General features: G+C 39.3%; 18 protein-coding genes. 6 read left to right on the top strand and 12 right to left on the bottom strand.

What is annotated here, in order from left to right; translation table 11 throughout:
• Positions 1 to 6: 6 nt before the first annotated feature.
• From MWG72_RS02165 to ispH, 5 genes are all read right to left on the bottom strand, one after another.
• Positions 7 to 765, bottom strand: coding sequence for a pilus assembly PilX family protein (locus MWG72_RS02165; protein WP_005248315.1), 759 nt, complete (start codon positions 763 to 765; stop codon positions 7 to 9).
• Between the two features lie 10 nt (positions 766 to 775).
• Positions 776 to 1,765, bottom strand: coding sequence for a PilW family protein (locus MWG72_RS02160; RefSeq protein ID WP_005248317.1), 990 nt, complete (start codon positions 1,763 to 1,765; stop codon positions 776 to 778).
• Between the two features lies 1 nt (position 1,766).
• The gene (gene pilV, locus MWG72_RS02155; RefSeq protein ID WP_005248333.1) at positions 1,767 to 2,270 is read right to left on the bottom strand and encodes a type IV pilus modification protein PilV; all 504 of its coding nucleotides are present in this window, start codon (positions 2,268 to 2,270) and stop codon (positions 1,767 to 1,769) included.
• Positions 2,267 to 2,803 carry a pilus assembly FimT family protein gene (locus tag MWG72_RS02150; protein ID WP_247143133.1) on the bottom strand — a complete coding sequence of 179 codons (537 nt, stop codon included), beginning with the start codon at positions 2,801 to 2,803 and terminating at the stop codon, positions 2,267 to 2,269. The genes pilV and MWG72_RS02150 overlap by 4 nt, the downstream gene beginning before the upstream one ends.
• 160 nt (positions 2,804 to 2,963) lie before the next feature.
• On the bottom strand, positions 2,964 to 3,914 hold the full coding sequence (gene ispH / locus MWG72_RS02145; RefSeq protein ID WP_247143132.1) for a 4-hydroxy-3-methylbut-2-enyl diphosphate reductase: 951 nt from the start codon (positions 3,912 to 3,914) through the stop codon (positions 2,964 to 2,966).
• A 133-nt stretch (positions 3,915 to 4,047) separates the two neighbouring features.
• Here ispH and gmk point away from each other — a divergent pair, with 133 nt between their 5' ends.
• From gmk to bfr, 6 genes are all read left to right on the top strand, one after another.
• A complete protein-coding gene (gene gmk / locus MWG72_RS02140) occupies positions 4,048 to 4,671 on the top strand; it encodes a guanylate kinase (RefSeq protein ID WP_247143131.1) in 624 nt (207 codons plus the stop codon).
• Between the two features lie 76 nt (positions 4,672 to 4,747).
• Positions 4,748 to 5,029, top strand: a complete 282-nt coding sequence (rpoZ, locus tag MWG72_RS02135; protein WP_004281186.1) for a DNA-directed RNA polymerase subunit omega — start codon at positions 4,748 to 4,750, stop codon at positions 5,027 to 5,029.
• 214 nt (positions 5,030 to 5,243) lie between these two features.
• On the top strand, positions 5,244 to 7,349 hold the full coding sequence (locus MWG72_RS02130) for a RelA/SpoT family protein (protein WP_004644974.1): 2,106 nt from the start codon (positions 5,244 to 5,246) through the stop codon (positions 7,347 to 7,349).
• Between the two features lie 75 nt (positions 7,350 to 7,424).
• Positions 7,425 to 7,808, top strand: a complete 384-nt coding sequence (locus MWG72_RS02125; RefSeq protein ID WP_004644973.1) for a RidA family protein — start codon at positions 7,425 to 7,427, stop codon at positions 7,806 to 7,808.
• 220 nt (positions 7,809 to 8,028) lie between these two features.
• Complete coding sequence (locus MWG72_RS02120; RefSeq protein ID WP_004644972.1) at positions 8,029 to 8,223, top strand: bacterioferritin-associated ferredoxin; 195 nt, start codon at positions 8,029 to 8,031, stop codon at positions 8,221 to 8,223.
• 235 nt (positions 8,224 to 8,458) lie between these two features.
• Positions 8,459 to 8,923: a heteropolymeric bacterioferritin subunit Bfr gene (gene bfr, locus MWG72_RS02115; RefSeq protein WP_247143130.1), complete on the top strand. Its 465-nt coding sequence runs from the start codon at positions 8,459 to 8,461 to the stop codon at positions 8,921 to 8,923.
• Between the two features lie 47 nt (positions 8,924 to 8,970).
• Here the strand turns inward: bfr and MWG72_RS02110 are convergent, their stop codons facing one another.
• The 7 genes from MWG72_RS02110 to MWG72_RS02080 form a co-directional block, all read right to left on the bottom strand.
• On the bottom strand, positions 8,971 to 10,605 hold the full coding sequence (locus tag MWG72_RS02110) for a PglL family O-oligosaccharyltransferase (RefSeq protein ID WP_247143129.1): 1,635 nt from the start codon (positions 10,603 to 10,605) through the stop codon (positions 8,971 to 8,973).
• An 89-nt stretch (positions 10,606 to 10,694) separates the two neighbouring features.
• Positions 10,695 to 11,429: a TfpX/TfpZ family type IV pilin accessory protein gene (tfpZ, locus tag MWG72_RS02105; RefSeq protein WP_247143128.1), complete on the bottom strand. Its 735-nt coding sequence runs from the start codon at positions 11,427 to 11,429 to the stop codon at positions 10,695 to 10,697.
• A gap of 199 nt (positions 11,430 to 11,628) precedes the next feature.
• Positions 11,629 to 11,931, bottom strand: a complete 303-nt coding sequence (locus MWG72_RS15505; protein WP_276520246.1) for a pilin — start codon at positions 11,929 to 11,931, stop codon at positions 11,629 to 11,631.
• Between the two features lie 118 nt (positions 11,932 to 12,049).
• Positions 12,050 to 13,687 (bottom strand): PglL family O-oligosaccharyltransferase, encoded by a 1,638-nt coding sequence (locus MWG72_RS02095; protein ID WP_247143127.1) that lies wholly within the window; start codon positions 13,685 to 13,687, stop codon positions 12,050 to 12,052.
• Between the two features lie 70 nt (positions 13,688 to 13,757).
• Positions 13,758 to 14,273, bottom strand: coding sequence for a prepilin-type N-terminal cleavage/methylation domain-containing protein (locus MWG72_RS02090; RefSeq protein ID WP_247143126.1), 516 nt, complete (start codon positions 14,271 to 14,273; stop codon positions 13,758 to 13,760).
• 210 nt (positions 14,274 to 14,483) lie between these two features.
• Entirely contained in the window at positions 14,484 to 15,044 is a 561-nt protein-coding gene (locus tag MWG72_RS02085; RefSeq protein ID WP_005248353.1) for a TPM domain-containing protein, read from the bottom strand.
• Positions 15,038 to 16,081 carry a TPM domain-containing protein gene (locus MWG72_RS02080; protein ID WP_247143125.1) on the bottom strand — a complete coding sequence of 348 codons (1,044 nt, stop codon included), beginning with the start codon at positions 16,079 to 16,081 and terminating at the stop codon, positions 15,038 to 15,040. Before MWG72_RS02080 ends, MWG72_RS02085 begins: the two co-directional genes overlap by 7 nt.
• Positions 16,082 to 16,105: the final 24 nt, after the last annotated feature.

Raw genomic sequence — 16,105 nt, 5'->3', positions numbered from 1 at the left:
ATCCCCCTACGAGCTAGCTTTTAGCGTGCGCAAACTGTATTCCATATCTTGAGTACTATATGGAACGTTATTTCTTGCCAAACAATCAGTAACGGTATCGTTATCAACCAAAGGATCAACAAAGCTGGTGTGATTTTTCAAACAATTATTGACCTGCTGAACACTGGCTGAACTTAAATTTGGAAGTAAAGAGGTTGCCGTAATCACCACGTGCTGAATTCCCGTACTCTTTGAACTTTCTTTGTCATCGCCTTCCATCATGTGTTCCCAATCTCGATCCGTATCTGCTGCACGCACAGTGACTTGAGTCATTACAGCTTGACGACCACTAATAAAATCACCACGAGTTGTTTGACAAAAACCATTTTGTCCCAATTCTGTATTTACAATTTTCTTATTCTGCCAATACACAGAACTGGCAATACGACTTCCAGAAAAGTTATCTGTCACATTACCTCGCACACAAAATACTAATTCTTTACCTTTATTTTCAGGACGTAACGCATAAGCCAACATACCATCACCAATACGCATTTGAGCAAATTGCAAAGCATTACTGGTTTTGTTCTCTAAAGTAAAAAATACTGAATCACTGTTTTGAACCAATAATGAACTTGCCTGCGCATTCGTTGAAATATTTAAAGAAGTAATACTGGAACGAATTGCCCATGTACCCGCAATTGCAATCACAATCAGCATTACCAATACAACAATAAGTACTGAACCATTTTGAGAGCGTCTATGATTTACTTTTAGTACATTCATTTCCCTCTCCTTACTTCGCGATGCCAAAACCATTACGTATCGCAATGGTTTGTGTAACTACATTTCGCATATACAACTTATTTTTGTCATGTGGATTCAATTTCGCTCGGGTATTCAAAACTTGATATTCTTTATCGGCATTAAACAAGTCATTATTTCCCACGGTATTATTCGAGCGAACCAACAACCCTACTTTGACTGCAACAATCTGTGGTTTCTCTGTAGCAGCAAGATTCTTATAATCGGCAATTGAAATTTGACCAAAACAATCCAACTGCCCATCTGCTGCTGCAGTAGCAGAACAAGCCTTATTCATTCCATCTCTTGCAACAACCAACTGAATGCTTAAGTGATCCACTCTAGGAATCATAATTTGTCCATTACCAGACAAATCAATTTCCGTTGGCTCATCTCCTGTATAACTAGCAGCTGTACATGCCAAAGCCAATGGTTTATTCGGGTCATTTCTATTGCTATCATTTCTTAAAAAATAACGCTGCACCACATAAGCATCTTTCGTAATTTGGCGACCTTCACAGTCAAATTGATTTCCCATTGAGTTTTTATATTGGATCACCAATTGGTCACTAGCTTGCCCCACTAAGTTAGATGAATTACTTACCGCACCCTCAGACAAAGCATTTTTAAGTGTAATATCTAAAGTTGTAGTAGGTTTACCATCCTCACCATTTTTAAATTTTTGGGTGTAGTTGCGTGCGTCCAACACTATTCCCCCGTGCAGAACCCTGTCATTGATCATCGGCTCAACCGCATTTAAGTTAGCCAAACGTATTTCACGTACAAATGTTTCCAAGCCAAAAAGTGAATCATTCTGCAAATCAGAAAGTGCCTGTTGAGTAGATACACCTTTTTGCCCTGTTAAAGCCAACTGAATAGCAATTGCACTAACAACAAGCCCTAAGCTGAGTGCAATCATTAACTCTAAAAGTGTGAAACCACCTTGTTTAGAATACAAAAACAGCTTTTTATTTAAATTCATTTTAAAAAGCCTCCATAACTAAACACTTAGAATTTGCTACGTAAGCCCCAGTTGAAGAATCAATACAAGCGTTCAAATTACTTTCTATATTGGTGTCACCCCAAGCTACATAAATACAATTCAGGCTACTACCGACACAATTATTGATTTTAACTACATGTCCCACTTCTGCTGCCTTTTGCGTAATCTGACTCGCATCAAACTGAGCCATAACTTGGCTAGAGCAATTCGGTACATAGCTTTGTACACTTCCAACGCAACCATCTTTTTTAGTCTTCGCATTGATCGCCGTTTTATACTCAGCCAATTCCGATTTATTCACTCGCATTCTTTCAGCTAAATCACGCGCTATATTGATTGCAATGGTTCGATCTGTTGCCTCATTTGCTGCATCCACTGCTCTTAATTGCAACCCAACAAAACCTAGAATACCTATGGCTAACAATAACAAGGCAACCAAGACCTCTATTAAGCCAACACCTTTTTGCGTATTCATGTTATTCATGAGCACACCCCTAATTCAATTTTTTCCACGGTGCCATTCATTGAAAGTGTAATAGTGCGACTTTGTTTTATTTTTGAATTACATAACTCAAATTTAAGCGGTAATAAAACTTCCACTGTTGGTGGATTAGTGGGTGGTATGGTGGTTAGATCTGTAGTTTGATCTTTATCATAATTTTCATTATCAATTGTTTTTGTTCTCTGCCGTGGAATACCTACTGAATTATAGGCAACATCAGAAAAATCAACATCATTGGCGTTTGAATTCAAATCCACATCGTCATATTTGGGTATCCAATAAAGAATTTCTGCTGTGTTTGTTCCACTTTCAAATTTTACTGTCACATTTTTTCTTAAAGTTGTAGCTTGTGCTCGCGCATCACTTAACACCAAAGACAGCTCACGAATTGAGGTATCTAAATGTCGTTTTGCAATCAAATCCCCAAAAGAAGGAGCAGCTATCGTCGCCATAATTGCCAATACCGCAATCGTCACCATCAGCTCAATTAAAGTGAATCCTTTATTTTTCTGCATACTCTCCCCCAGGCAAAATTTTGGCCCAGTTAAAATAATACGCATTAAAGTTACAAAACCTACACAGAGCAGATAAAAGGCATAAAAAAACAGATAACTGTCATTTTCCAGTTATCTGCTTATTTTTAAAAAAGAAAGAGAATGTTAAACAGTTAACATTCTAGGCTTGTGTTACAGGAATACGTAACTCTTTAGGCAGGCTAAAGGTAATGTTCTCTTCCCGTCCATCCAACTCTTTAGGCGCTTGTGCACCCCAATCTTGTAAACGCTGAATGACCTGTTTAATTAGAATTTCAGGTGCAGATGCGCCTGCTGTTACCCCAATCTGGGCATTTCCTGTAAACCATTCCTGCTTAAGCTCATCGGCATTATCGACTAGGTAAGCCGCTTTACCCATACGTTCCGCCAGCTCACGTAGGCGGTTTGAATTAGACGAGTTTGGAGACCCTACTACAAGAACCACATCACAACGTTCAGCCAGATCGCGCACTGCATCCTGACGGTTTTGTGTGGCGTAGCAAATATCATCTTTACGTGGACCCTGAATCAGCGGAAACTTCTGGCGCAGAGCATCAATCACTTTCGCTGTATCGTCAATTGATAAAGTGGTTTGCGTGACAAAAGCCACTTTTTCAGGATTGCGTATCGTTAAAGCGGCGACATCTTCTTCATCTTCAACCAGATAAATCTCACCGCCATTTTTTTTGTCATATTGCCCCATGGTGCCTTCAACTTCGGGATGGCCCTCATGACCAATCAGGATCGCTTCCACCCCTTCACGTGCATATTTCGTCACTTCAATGTGCACCTTAGTCACCAAGGGACAAGTCGCATCAAAAACTTTCAAACCACGATGTTCAGCTTCTTGTTGTACCGCTTTAGAAACACCATGTGCGCTAAAAATCACGATATTATCGTCAGGAACTTCGTCGAGCTCATCGACAAAAATCGCACCGCGCTGACGTAAGTCATCCACCACAAATTTGTTATGCACCACTTCATGCCGCACATAAATTGGTGGGTTAAAGCATTCTAGGGCACGGTTCACGATCGCAATGGCACGATCTACACCAGCACAAAAACCACGCGGATTGGCTAAAACAATTTCCATAGAATCCTCAATACTCACACCATTTTTAGCGGTTCAATTGAAATAAATGTAAACAATCGACTGACAACTATTTAGTTTAAAGCCGCTCTACTCTAAAATAGAGAAGATATTTTATCATATCAGGAAAAATATCATGTCGGGTCTATTGTTTGTCGTTTCTGCAGCGTCTGGAACAGGCAAAACATCCCTTGTTAAAGCCCTACTTGAGCGTGTCAACAATCTTCACGTTTCTGTGTCACACACTACACGCGGTCAACGACCTGGCGAACTCGATGGCGTACACTATCATTTCTCCAACAAAGACGATTTTTTAAATCTGGTCAATGAAGGTGGTTTTATCGAATACGCCGAAGTATTTGGTAATTACTACGGTACTGCGCAAGCCACAGTCAAAGAACAACTGGCCAAAGGTCATGATGTCCTGCTCGAGATTGACTGGCAGGGTGCACAGCAGGTCCGTCGCTTATTTCCTGAATCAAAACAAATCTTTATTCTGCCACCAAGCCAGTTTGACCTGCGTGAACGCCTGTCTAACCGCGGCACCGACACGGTGGATGTGATCGAACATCGTCTCAGCTGCGCGGTAGAAGATATGCAACAATATAGCAACTTTGACTATATTATTATCAATGATGACTTTAATAAGGCGCTGCATGACCTGGAAGCGGTCATTATCGCTAACCGCTTGACCTTGTCGCAACAGGCCAACCGTCATGAAAAACTGATTCAGCAGCTCATCACACCAACTGAACAGTGATTAAAACTTGAGTCTATAGACAAAGCCTTTTATACTGTGCAGTCTGTTAAAATTTATTATTCAAACGAGAATTCTTATGGCACGCGTCACCGTTGAAGATTGTTTAGACCATGTAGACAACCGCTTTGAGCTTGTACTAGTGGCAAGCAAGCGCGCGCGTCAATTGGCACGTCAAGGTATTGAACCAACTGTAGAATGGGACAATGACAAACCGACTGTTGTTGCTTTACGTGAAATCGCTTCAGGTCATGTCTCAAAAGATATTTTGAAACAACGTGATCAAGACTATCAAACATCAAGTCTAGACCTTGCACTTTCTGCAAATAATCTAAACTTAGACGGTTTTTCTTTCCAATAAGAGATCGTCACTGAAAAAGCCTAGTTCTAAACTAGGCTTTTTTTGTTATGTGACTTTTATATTTATGCCAGAACGGTTATAACATAAGGGTTAGCTATCAAGTTTGTATTGGTTTTCTGCTCTGTAGCAGCAAAAAACCATCAAGCCAGGAAATTCACATTTCTAAAGTGCTTTCAGGTTTTATTTGTAAAAAATTCAGTTGAAAAGGTGTTTTATGCCAGGCCCACAGGTCAGTCAAGCCAAGCAGCAGTTAGAGATCATTATCGATGCGTATTTAAGTGAAAGCGATGTCGAACGTGTGCTTGCGGCCTGTGATTATGCAGATATGGCGCATGACGGGATTGTGCGTAAAAGTGGTGAACCTTATATTTTACATCCGATTGCGGTCAGCTGTATCTTGGCGCATATGCGTTTGGATACTGAAACTTTAATGGCTGCCCTGCTGCATGATGTGATTGAAGATACCGAATTTAACAAAGATGATATTAGCAAGATTTTTGGTTTTACCGTTGCTGAACTGGTCGATGGTGTCACCAAACTGAGCCATTCCAGTGATAAAGAATATAATAAAGCGGCTTCTTTCCGGAAAATCCTGCAAGCGACTCTACAAGATCCACGTGTCATTATCGTGAAACTGGCCGACCGTTATCACAACATGACCACTTTGGATGCACTGCGTCCAGACAAACGTGCACGTATTGCCCGCGAAACCTTTGAAATTTTTGTTCCAATGGCCCGTATTGTCGGCATGAATGAAATGGCTGATAACCTGGAACATCTTTGTTATCAGAATCTAGATCTGGACATGTATAACAATGTGCAGGCTGCTCTACTGGAAACCAAGCCCAAACGCTGTGAATATCAGGCAAAATGGGAAAAGAACCTGACCGAACTGCTGCAACAGAATGCCATTCAGGGCCGAATTAAGAAGAAAAATAACAATATTGAGCTACTGCGCCACTTCGTTAAAAATGACATCGATCTACAAGAATTAACTCACAGCCATGCTTTTGAAATTATTTTACAGAGCATTGCCGATTGTGACCGACTGGCAGAGATTCTGACCCATAGCTTTAAGATTCAAAGCTATGAAGACCATATCCGTCGTCCATTACCGGGTGGCAACCAGTCCCTGATGATGCGACTGAAAGGCGAAAAGACGACCTTGTCGCTCACCATTCAAACAGAACTCATGCGTAAAGCGGCACGCTTTGGCGTTGTGCTCGGTGAAAGTGCGCCGCAGGCCTGCCGCTCTGCGATTCAGGCCTCGATGCAGAATCTGAATGTCCTGGTCGATGGTGAATGTGCCAAAACCACTTTCAGTGAACTACTGGATTATTTACATCAGGAAAAAATCTGGGTCTATACCCCGCACGGTCATTTACATGAATTGCCGCAAGGTGCCACGGCGGTGGACTTTGCTTATGCCGCAAGTTTATTCCTAGGCAACCATGCCGTTGGTGCAAAAATTAACAATGAAACTAAGCCGCTTTCAACGCCTTTAGTGAGTGGTCAGGTAGTCGAAATTATTACCGATGTCCTCGCCACCCCGAATCCGGATTGGCTCAGTTTTATTAATACCCAGAAAGCCCGTCGTGCTATTCAGAATATTCTGCGCGATCAAGATCCAGATGAGCAACGTCTGGTCGGACAACAGGCACTCAATCGTGCACTGAAACTGTTCCATCGTTCCATTCGTGATCTGACGGAAGCAGACTGGAAGAACCTTTTGGAATGGCGCCATGTTTCCAGCAAGGAACAGCTGTTTGAACAGATTGCAGTCGGTGATTTATTACCGCAACTGGTGGCCAACCATTTATTTGCCCAAGATCAACATCAGAATATTGCCAGCTCAGACCGTCTGATTCAGGGAACGGAAGGTGTCGATGTCAAATATGCACATTGCTGCAATCCTGTGCTGGGTGATCCAATTCAGGGGCATTTGACCCGTCGCGGTCTGATTGTGCATCGTGCGCGCTGCCATAACCTGCTGCATGAACAGCATCAGCATCCAGAAAATATCATGTTGTTGCAGTGGACCTCTGATGATCTGGAAGATATCAGCTTTACTGCCTATCTCAGCATTGACCTGGACATGAATGACGAACAGATTTCCGACCTGATTTACCAATGTCGTAAAGCGCATTCCGGGGTGGAAATGGTGCGCACTCAGGATGACAAAACTTACGTCAATATCGTGGTGCATAACCGTAAACAGATTGCACAGATTATCCGGGATTTACGCATGTATTTCGGTTTCCCGCGAATTATCCGCCTGGCACAGCCCGTCGTTTTCAGTGAAGCCTCTAAAGCGAGTTAATCATTTAAAACGATAGTGCTTTGATCGGCCGAATTGATCGAATATGATGTATGTCGATGATAAAAGGAGAAATTAATGTCCCGCCAAGTAATCCATACTGAAAATGCCCCTGCTGCGATTGGCACTTATTCGCAAGCCATTTTAGTGGGTGATACCTTATATCTATCAGGTCAAATTGGCCTGGATCCTTATAGTATGGAACTGGTTGAAGGCATTGAAGCTCAAATTCGCCGGGTGTTTGATAACTTAAAAGCAGTCTGTGAAGCCGCTGGTGGCTCTTTGGCAGATATTGCCAAACTGAATATTTTCCTGACCGACTTATCTCACTTTCAACTGGTCAATCAAATTATGGGTGAGTATTTTGCCCAGCCCTATCCAGCACGTGCCGCTTTAGGTGTCGCCAGCCTGCCTAAAGATGCTTTGGTTGAAATGGATGGTATTGTCATCATTAATCAATAAGTTATAAAAACCACTTAATTCCCGCCCTGCAATATCTCATTCTAAATCACAAATCACTCTTGTGCGGAAATCTAAGCAGTACTTGGATTTCCGCTCAGGCAGTGATTTTTTATCTAAATCATCAATCATGATAAAAGCTATTTCAAATGATTTTTATTGACAAACGATAACAATTATCAATAATATTACTTATCTTATTTAATCACTGTGGTTGTGTCCTATGTACGTTTGTCTATGCCGTGGCATTACAGATCAAGACATTAAAGATGCTATTGCAAATGGCGCTGAAAGTTATCGTGATGTCCGCGATATGTTGGACTTGGGAACTTGCTGTGGCCGCTGTGCACCAGAAGCCCGTATGATCATCAGTGATGAAGTTTCACAAATTGCAGCACGGCTGGCAGTTGCAGCATAAATTAAAAATATTTCTCCTTATAAGCATAATGAAAAACAATGATCTTCGATCATTACTCCTCCCCCGCCTTTGACTCTGGCGGGTTTTTATTGCCACTCATCTGAGTCTGGATGGATTCGATTGCGATTTTCATTTGCTGTTCCATAAATTACTCGCCATTGTCCACTGACTTGCTTTACTATCAGAGTTAAAACGCTTTCTTAGAAAGATAAACAGGTTTAAATGGAGTGATGTAATGAAAGGCAATCGTGATGTGATTAATCAGCTCAATCAGGTGTTGTATCACCACCTAACCGCGATTAACCAGTATTTCTTGCATTCGCGCATGTTTAATGACTGGGGCATTGAGAAACTGGGCTCGGCAGAATATAAAGAATCCATCATTCAGATGAAACATGCCGACAAAATTATTGAACGTATTTTATTTTTGGAAGGTCTGCCGAATTTACAAAATCTGGGCAAACTGTATATTGGTCAGCATACTCAAGAAGTGCTGCATTGTGACGTGCGCAAAGTCAAAGAGAATATTGAAGCCATCCAGAAAACAGTGGCATTGGCTGAAACCCAAATGGATTATGTAACACGTGATCTGGTTCAGGAAATCCTAGAGAAAGAAGAAAACTATCTAGACTGGACCACGACGCAAATTGATCTGATCGAAAGCATTGGCATTGAAAACTATATTCAAAGTCAGCTCTAAACTTAAAATTAAGCCAAGAAAAAGCCAGCATCTGCTGGCTTTTTATATTAGCGAGGCATATCCTGCATTAATTCTTCATAACTCATTTCAGTTTTCTGAATGGTTCTTAAGCGCTGCAGCTGGTGCTTGGCTTCCACCTCATATCCATTAAAAGCTAAAAGTTTGACATATTTGATCAGGTTATATTTGGTTGGATAACTTAAGACCATTTGTTCACCTTCCTGAATCTGTTCAGCAGACGCTTTGCTATAAGGATTCAGACGAATCCAGGCAATGCGATGATTAAACTCGGTCAGCAAATAAATTGGTTTTTCATTGGTGATTTTTTCAGGTTGCTTTTCATAACGAATACTTTGTCCGAGTTTTGGTACTGCAACGTCGTAATCCCGATAAATCAGCAGTAAGATTACTAAACCAATTTCCCAAGTCAGTTGCAAAGCATATGCCGGTAAAGTAATGGTTTTGATCTTTGGATTTTGCGCAAAAACTGTACCCAGAATAAAACCGACTGGTAGCAGGAAATAGGCATAATGCTGTGGAAACTCGAACATGGCATGGGTAAGAAAAGCCCCCATCATGAGAATACCGATCACTGATTCTGGCGTATTCACCCAGCGTTGTAACTGATAGCCCAGATAACCAAAGTAGGCCAAGAACGGCAGACCGATGATCAATCCATTCCAGAGCAGGAAATCGATAATAAAATTATGCGCGCTACGAACCCAGACAGGTCCTTGTACGGTATCGCTGATTGAAACGAACGCAGCACTCGTCTGATACCAACCATAGCCAGACCATGGCTGAACCTGAATCGCGGCAATCATTTGCTGCCAGATCGCAATACGTGACATATCTCCCGTAGCACGAGATACCACATCCCTGCTTTGTACGACGTCCGTATTCATCGCTTGTGCAGCGAGCTGACTGAGTAATGGAAAAGCCACAATGCAGAAAATAAAGAAAATGAACCAAGCAATGCTGTAATACCATTTCAGTCGAATAACGCTTTTATATTGATAAAAACCTAGATACAGGATAATCGCGATCGCGGCTACCCAGGCCGTACGTGACTGACTTAAAGCAACCCCCATAACAATTAATGCAGCGCAGGCAAATAGCCACTTGGTCTGAATTTTTTTCTTTTCATATAAGTAAAGGCAGCTCATCAATGCCATGACTAAAAAAGTTGCCATATTATTGGGCTGAGCGAAATTAGCATAGGGCCGCTGATTGCCACTGATATTCACCATACCCGGCAAAGTCGCGTCCAAGTTAGTCCATTGGCATATCGCAATAATTCCTGTCAGCGTACCTGAAGCTAGAAACACATAACTTAAATGGGCAAAAGTTTCTTCCCTTTTATAATTTCCTATAGAAAAGTTATAACCCAGCACGCTTGAGAGCCAAAAGCTAAAGACAAAGATAAAGCCCATCATGGCAGTACTAAAGAAAAATACCTGCCCCATAAGAAATTGAATCAGCGGGACACAGGCAAGCACTAATAATGGCAAACCAACTACTGGTATTCTTAATTTTTCTTTAAAAAAAATTGCAGCCAAGGCAAATAATGCAAAAAATGCATACAGCTCACCCGTATAGGTAACCCACGGGCGGTAGTGAATAGGCATGAGCCACGCAAGGGAGATCAGGATTGCTGCGATGAGGGCAAGCGTGAATTTCATGGAAATATCAGGCAATGGAAGTTTGGCACATGATAAACAAAAAGCAGATTAAAAGGTAATCTGCTTTTTTAAATGCTACATAAAAGAAATTAGTTCCATGGACGGAGGTCGACGATTTTGATGACTTCAGCTTTTTCTTTATTAATTAACACAACCATATCTCTAGCATGAGCTTTAAGTGGGTAATAAGCATTTGCATTCGGATAATTTACTAAGATTTTATCTACTAATGAAGACTCATTATAGCTTTTAAGATCTTTTATTGACTTCCAGCGTGCTTTGTTAATCATTTTAACGGAATTAAAATTCACATATAATTCAGGTCTTTGTGAAAGTGAAATTCCTGTAAAAACCTCGAAAAACATATCATCATTGCGCTTGCTTAGATCCTTTGCAAACTCTAGGGTTGCAAATTTTGGATGAAGCATTGACTCCTTTTGAAATTCTGGTAAAGCTTGCTTAATATTTTTTTTAATCAGATCATTTTTTCTAATAAGCTCAAAGCGATCAACGCTATATACAATCCAAACTGGGCGCCCTTGCTCTAAACTATAAACACCATAAATAAAAGCTAAAATTTGAATAGAAATGATTACCGTTAAATCTAATTTGAGAGTCTTTTTTCCGACTTTATAAACGATAAAACCAAGTACTGGGCCCAGTATAACGTCTATTATTAGAAGCATCCAAAATATATCTGTCACCCCCACAGCAGATGCCAATGGTGTGGGATACCATACAAAAAAAACTATTCCCACAACAATTAAAGCAATTAATAGTGAGCAAGAAAGATGTTTTAAAAAAAACTTAAGTCTAGGATTCATTATATTGATAACCACTAAATTATTGACAGCTCATAGGTAAATATTTTAATGGAATACCAGTGCCATCTGCCTTAGTTTGACACTTCCACCTACTTACGACCTTATAGATAAAGATAACAAAGTCTTGCACTTGTGATAAAACTTACATCATTGCATCACTATAAGAATTAGCTCAGTATAAACTTGCCGACCTAAATTCCTATATGGTTTGTTCTTCTATCAAAATTTCACCGTTCATAACAGTAGAGAGAATTGCAACTAAATGAGATTCACCACCTGCTAAAGTACCACAACTGAATTCTTTACATGTTGTTGGCAAATCAGAAAGACCTAATTGTGAGGCTTCTGTGACTGCTATTTTAAAAATAGTTGCAACCATTAACACCTCAATTATTTTAGAACATATGATATAAGTTTGGTAAGTAGGCAATGCGATAAAGGATAAAATACCTAGAATAGTCACTACAATCATTAATTCGATTAAAGTAAACCCATTCTCCATAACTTTACCTACCTTGTTAAACTTATAAGAAAGATAAAGCTAGAATAGTACCAATAAAAATAAATCATGAAATCAATAACTTTAAAAATAAAGTGCAAAAAAATTTCATTGCTTTGTATTAATTGTGAGTTATATCAAATTTAAGATCACTTATTTTTAATTTAGAATGATAAAATGCATTATATTTATTGATTACAAACTGTGCCTCATCAACTCTGTTGTTTAAGATCAAAAGTTTAGCATAATGAATTAATACTGCTTTTCCTGGCTTCTTAAAAGCGACCTGCTTTGCTCTTTGTAGTTCAAAATCTGACATACCGGATTGTAAAGGGTATCGAACGAACCAAATATAATCATTGATGCTGGTTAGCATCAAATATTGTTGCTCTTCCTGTCCAGGCTCTCTATCTTTTAGCTGAACATTTTCATATCGCATCGCTTGATACTCTGGATCAATTTTTAAATATTCATAAGCTGTTAGAAGGAGTACACTAGTCAAAGCTATATTTAGAATACTAGATAAAATTTTTGATTTTTTTAGAGTGATATGATTGCAATAATAATTACCATAAACTAATCCTGTTAAAAAAGCTAAAGGAATTAAAAAATAGGAATAAGCAAATGGATATTCCAACATACTATGCAATATGATTATCCCAATAATTGCCAATAATATTAAATCATTTTTTTGATCTATTTTTATAGATAAATTTATATAAAAATACCCCATTATACCCACCAAAATTACACCAATTAATACCCCATTCCAGATGAGTAAATCTAAAACAAAATTGTGACTATATCCAAAAATAGGATGATTTAAATTTATATTTTCCACACTCATTTGAGCAATATTTAATTGATTCCAACCATACCCCAAGAAAGGCTGCTGCTGAATAATATCTAATACTTGAGACCACATATTTAGACGCTCCATACCGCTAGTTACACGTCTATTTAAGTCAACCTCATAGAGTAAACCTAATTTTTCCGACAAATAAGGAATGAGTAATAAATAAATCAAAAAGACTCCACTCCAAATAAAAACACTTAAAGTTTTTAAATAGAATTCATCTTTTATAGTACGTTTTTTAAATAAATAGAAAATAATGAAAACAATGCAGAAAACCCATGCTGTTCTAGAAAAATTTAATGCTATACCAAAAAGAACAAATATTGCAGCCAAGCTGGCAGAAAACTTATTTATTTTATTATTTTCATAGAAATAAAATACTGAAAATAGTCCAATTATAAGCAATGTACTTAATAAATTAGGTTGAGCCACATTTGCAAATGGTCTTGCATTTGGTGCCAAATCAACGATCCAGATGTTTCCATCTAAAAGTAACCATTGATTGAATTGTAAGCCTACAGAAACTATAGATGAAAATAAAAATGATATAAGAAAAAAATTTAATATTTTTGTTCTATTTTTATGCTTTAATTTAGATATACTATAACCCCCGATCAATGCAATTAAGAAGAATCCTATATACATTGAGGTTAGCAAAGCATCACCTAAATTATGAATAATTCCTAAAAAAAACTGAATTATAGGGATTAGGAAAATTAAAAAGATGCCATATGCAATTTTTGGTACGTAAATTTTATTTTTTAAAATAAGTAGAAAAATAAAAAGTAATGCTACAAGAAACATACAAAGCTCTTGATAAGCAGATAACCAAGGCAAATAATGATTCGGTAATAACCAAGCTAAAATTAATAGGGAAAATATTATAATATTGATTATCAACATAAAAGTTCAACTAATTTATTTTAAATATAAAAAATAGGAGGCAAGCCTCCTATTTTTTAAGTTCTAAATATTAACGGCAAGATGCTGGCAAATATTTATCTTCAATACCATTAGTTACAGAACCACTTTTACCTACGCAAGTCCAAGCTTTAACTGGTTTAAGTGTACCACCTGTACCACGAGAGAAGTCAGACGCGGCCATTGCTGTTTGAGCATCAGGATCAGAGAATGGACGGAATTCTACAATCTCATCAGTTCCTAATTGGCTAATATTACGTGCTGTTACACTAATTACGCCAGCTGTAGTAGTTGAAATTTTTTCTACATATTGCGAAAGTGGACTATTAGGACCACCACCTTCGCCACAACCAAACTGATCTGCTGCTGTACGAGCAGCTGAGAAACCTGTTTGTGATGCTTCAGAAACCGCAGTACGACAAGTTGATGCAGCCAATACTACTTCAGACACTTTTGCACGTGCTGTATAGTCTTGATAAGCAGGAAGTGCAACAGCAGCCAAAATACCGATAATTGCTACAACAATCATTAATTCAATAAGGGTAAAACCCTTTTGTACTGTATTCATAACATTCTCCACAAATGTTTTTTGTTTATTTATAAGCCTAAAGAAAAGCTCATTTAGCTTAATTTTATATTTAGCACTAAGTGTGCCAATTTTTATTATAATATTTTTAATAAAAAAAACAGCAGTTTAAAAAAATATTTTTATTTTTGTAATTTTTGTGTTTTCTTTTGTGTAACTAACTGACAAATTTTGTCAGTTAGTTGACTAAAATCACCCCAGAATAATCGGTTTATTCCCTAATTCATTTTCTAAATCATCTATTTTACGATCATAGTACTGATCCAGAACCTGTCCTATCTGCTTTACGCCCTCAATTACCCCTTCTTTAAACTTCTGCCGGACTAAATGCTGAATAATATTTTGGCAGATTTCATCCCAGACTTGCTGGGTCGTTGCATTTTTAATTCCACGATCAATCACAATTTCAACCTTGTGCTCGCAGAGGTTCAAATACAGCAGTACTCCACTATTATATTCGGTATCCCAAACGCCAATTTCAGCAAATAACTGTCGGGCCCGACATAAAGTATCTTGATAATAGGCGGATCGTGAAGGTAGACAGCCTTCGATCACCACCTGAATTTCCCCTACATGCTCATGCTCAGCTTCTTCGACCGCAACTGCAATCGCATGCTGATCCTGCTTGGAAAAAAAGCGCTTGGTTGCCGGCATATAAAAGAAATGCTTGAGCCAGCGTTTAAAGCTTGGCTGTGTATGTTCTTCCAGTTTGGGCTGCGTGACTATATCTGTTGTATCTGTAGTTGTTACCATGAGCCTGATGCTCCTCCCCCGCCAAAACCTCCACCGCCCCCGCCGAAGCCGCCGCCACCAAAACCACCACGGCCACTACCGCCGCCTCGGCCGCCACCGGCCAAGAAGGCATGTAAAATCAGCTGGGCTATAGAGGTAATCAATAAAAAGAAAATACCTGCACCAATCATCAAACTTGCAAGCAAACCCATGCCATTTACTAGACTGGCAGCCGTTCCTGCAACTGCGGCAGTCGCAGCGCTCAGTTTTCTGCCGAAAATCATGGAACCTATGACACCTGCGACAATAATAAACAGCACACTACTGAACGTCGCCTTGCTGGCTTTTTGTGCCTGATAAGCCTGTTCCTGACGCTCTTTCAGCTCATCTGCCGCCTGTTCTGCAATTTCAGGATCCAGATTTAAAATCCCTTCTATTTCAGTCAGACCTGCAGCAATCCCTTGAGCATACTGGCCCTGTTTAAAAAATGGTGTAATTTTGTCATTGATAATTCGCCCTGCGACAATATCTGGAATAACGCCTTCCAAACCATAGCCAGTCAGGATCTGAATACGGCGTTCATTCATCGCAATGGTCATCAATAAGCCATTATCACGTTTAGCCGAACCCAATTGCCAGGCTTCAGCAACACGCATGGAATAATCAAAAATATCTTCTTGCCCCGTGGTCGGAACAATGACTACACCTATTTGCCCTTTGCCTTCATTATAAAGTTTTAGAATGCGCTGAGTGAGTTGCTGTTTTTCAGCGGGACTGAGTAAATTTGCCTGATCAATGACCGGTTCATTCAGGCTGGGCAAGTCGCGCTGAAGCTGCCCTTCCGCCATGTCATTGGCAATTTGTGGTTGTGATGCTGCAGTTTCTGTATTTTGAGTTTGAGTATTTTGATTATTATTTTTAGGCTGCAAGATTTCACGGGCTACGATGACTTCTTCAGTATCTGTAGCCGTCGCCGTTTCTGCTGAAACAAGTGTTGTCATTCCCATGCCCAACATAAGAATCAAACTAGCACAGTATTTCAGCAGTATTTCAGGCATCTGATCTCTCACTTATCTACAGAT

It is taken from the genome of Acinetobacter lwoffii, assembly GCF_022967985.1.
GTDB lineage: Bacteria > Pseudomonadota > Gammaproteobacteria > Pseudomonadales > Moraxellaceae > Acinetobacter.
Note: the sequence above shows the minus strand (reverse complement) of the source record. Positions and strands in the feature narration are given on the sequence as shown.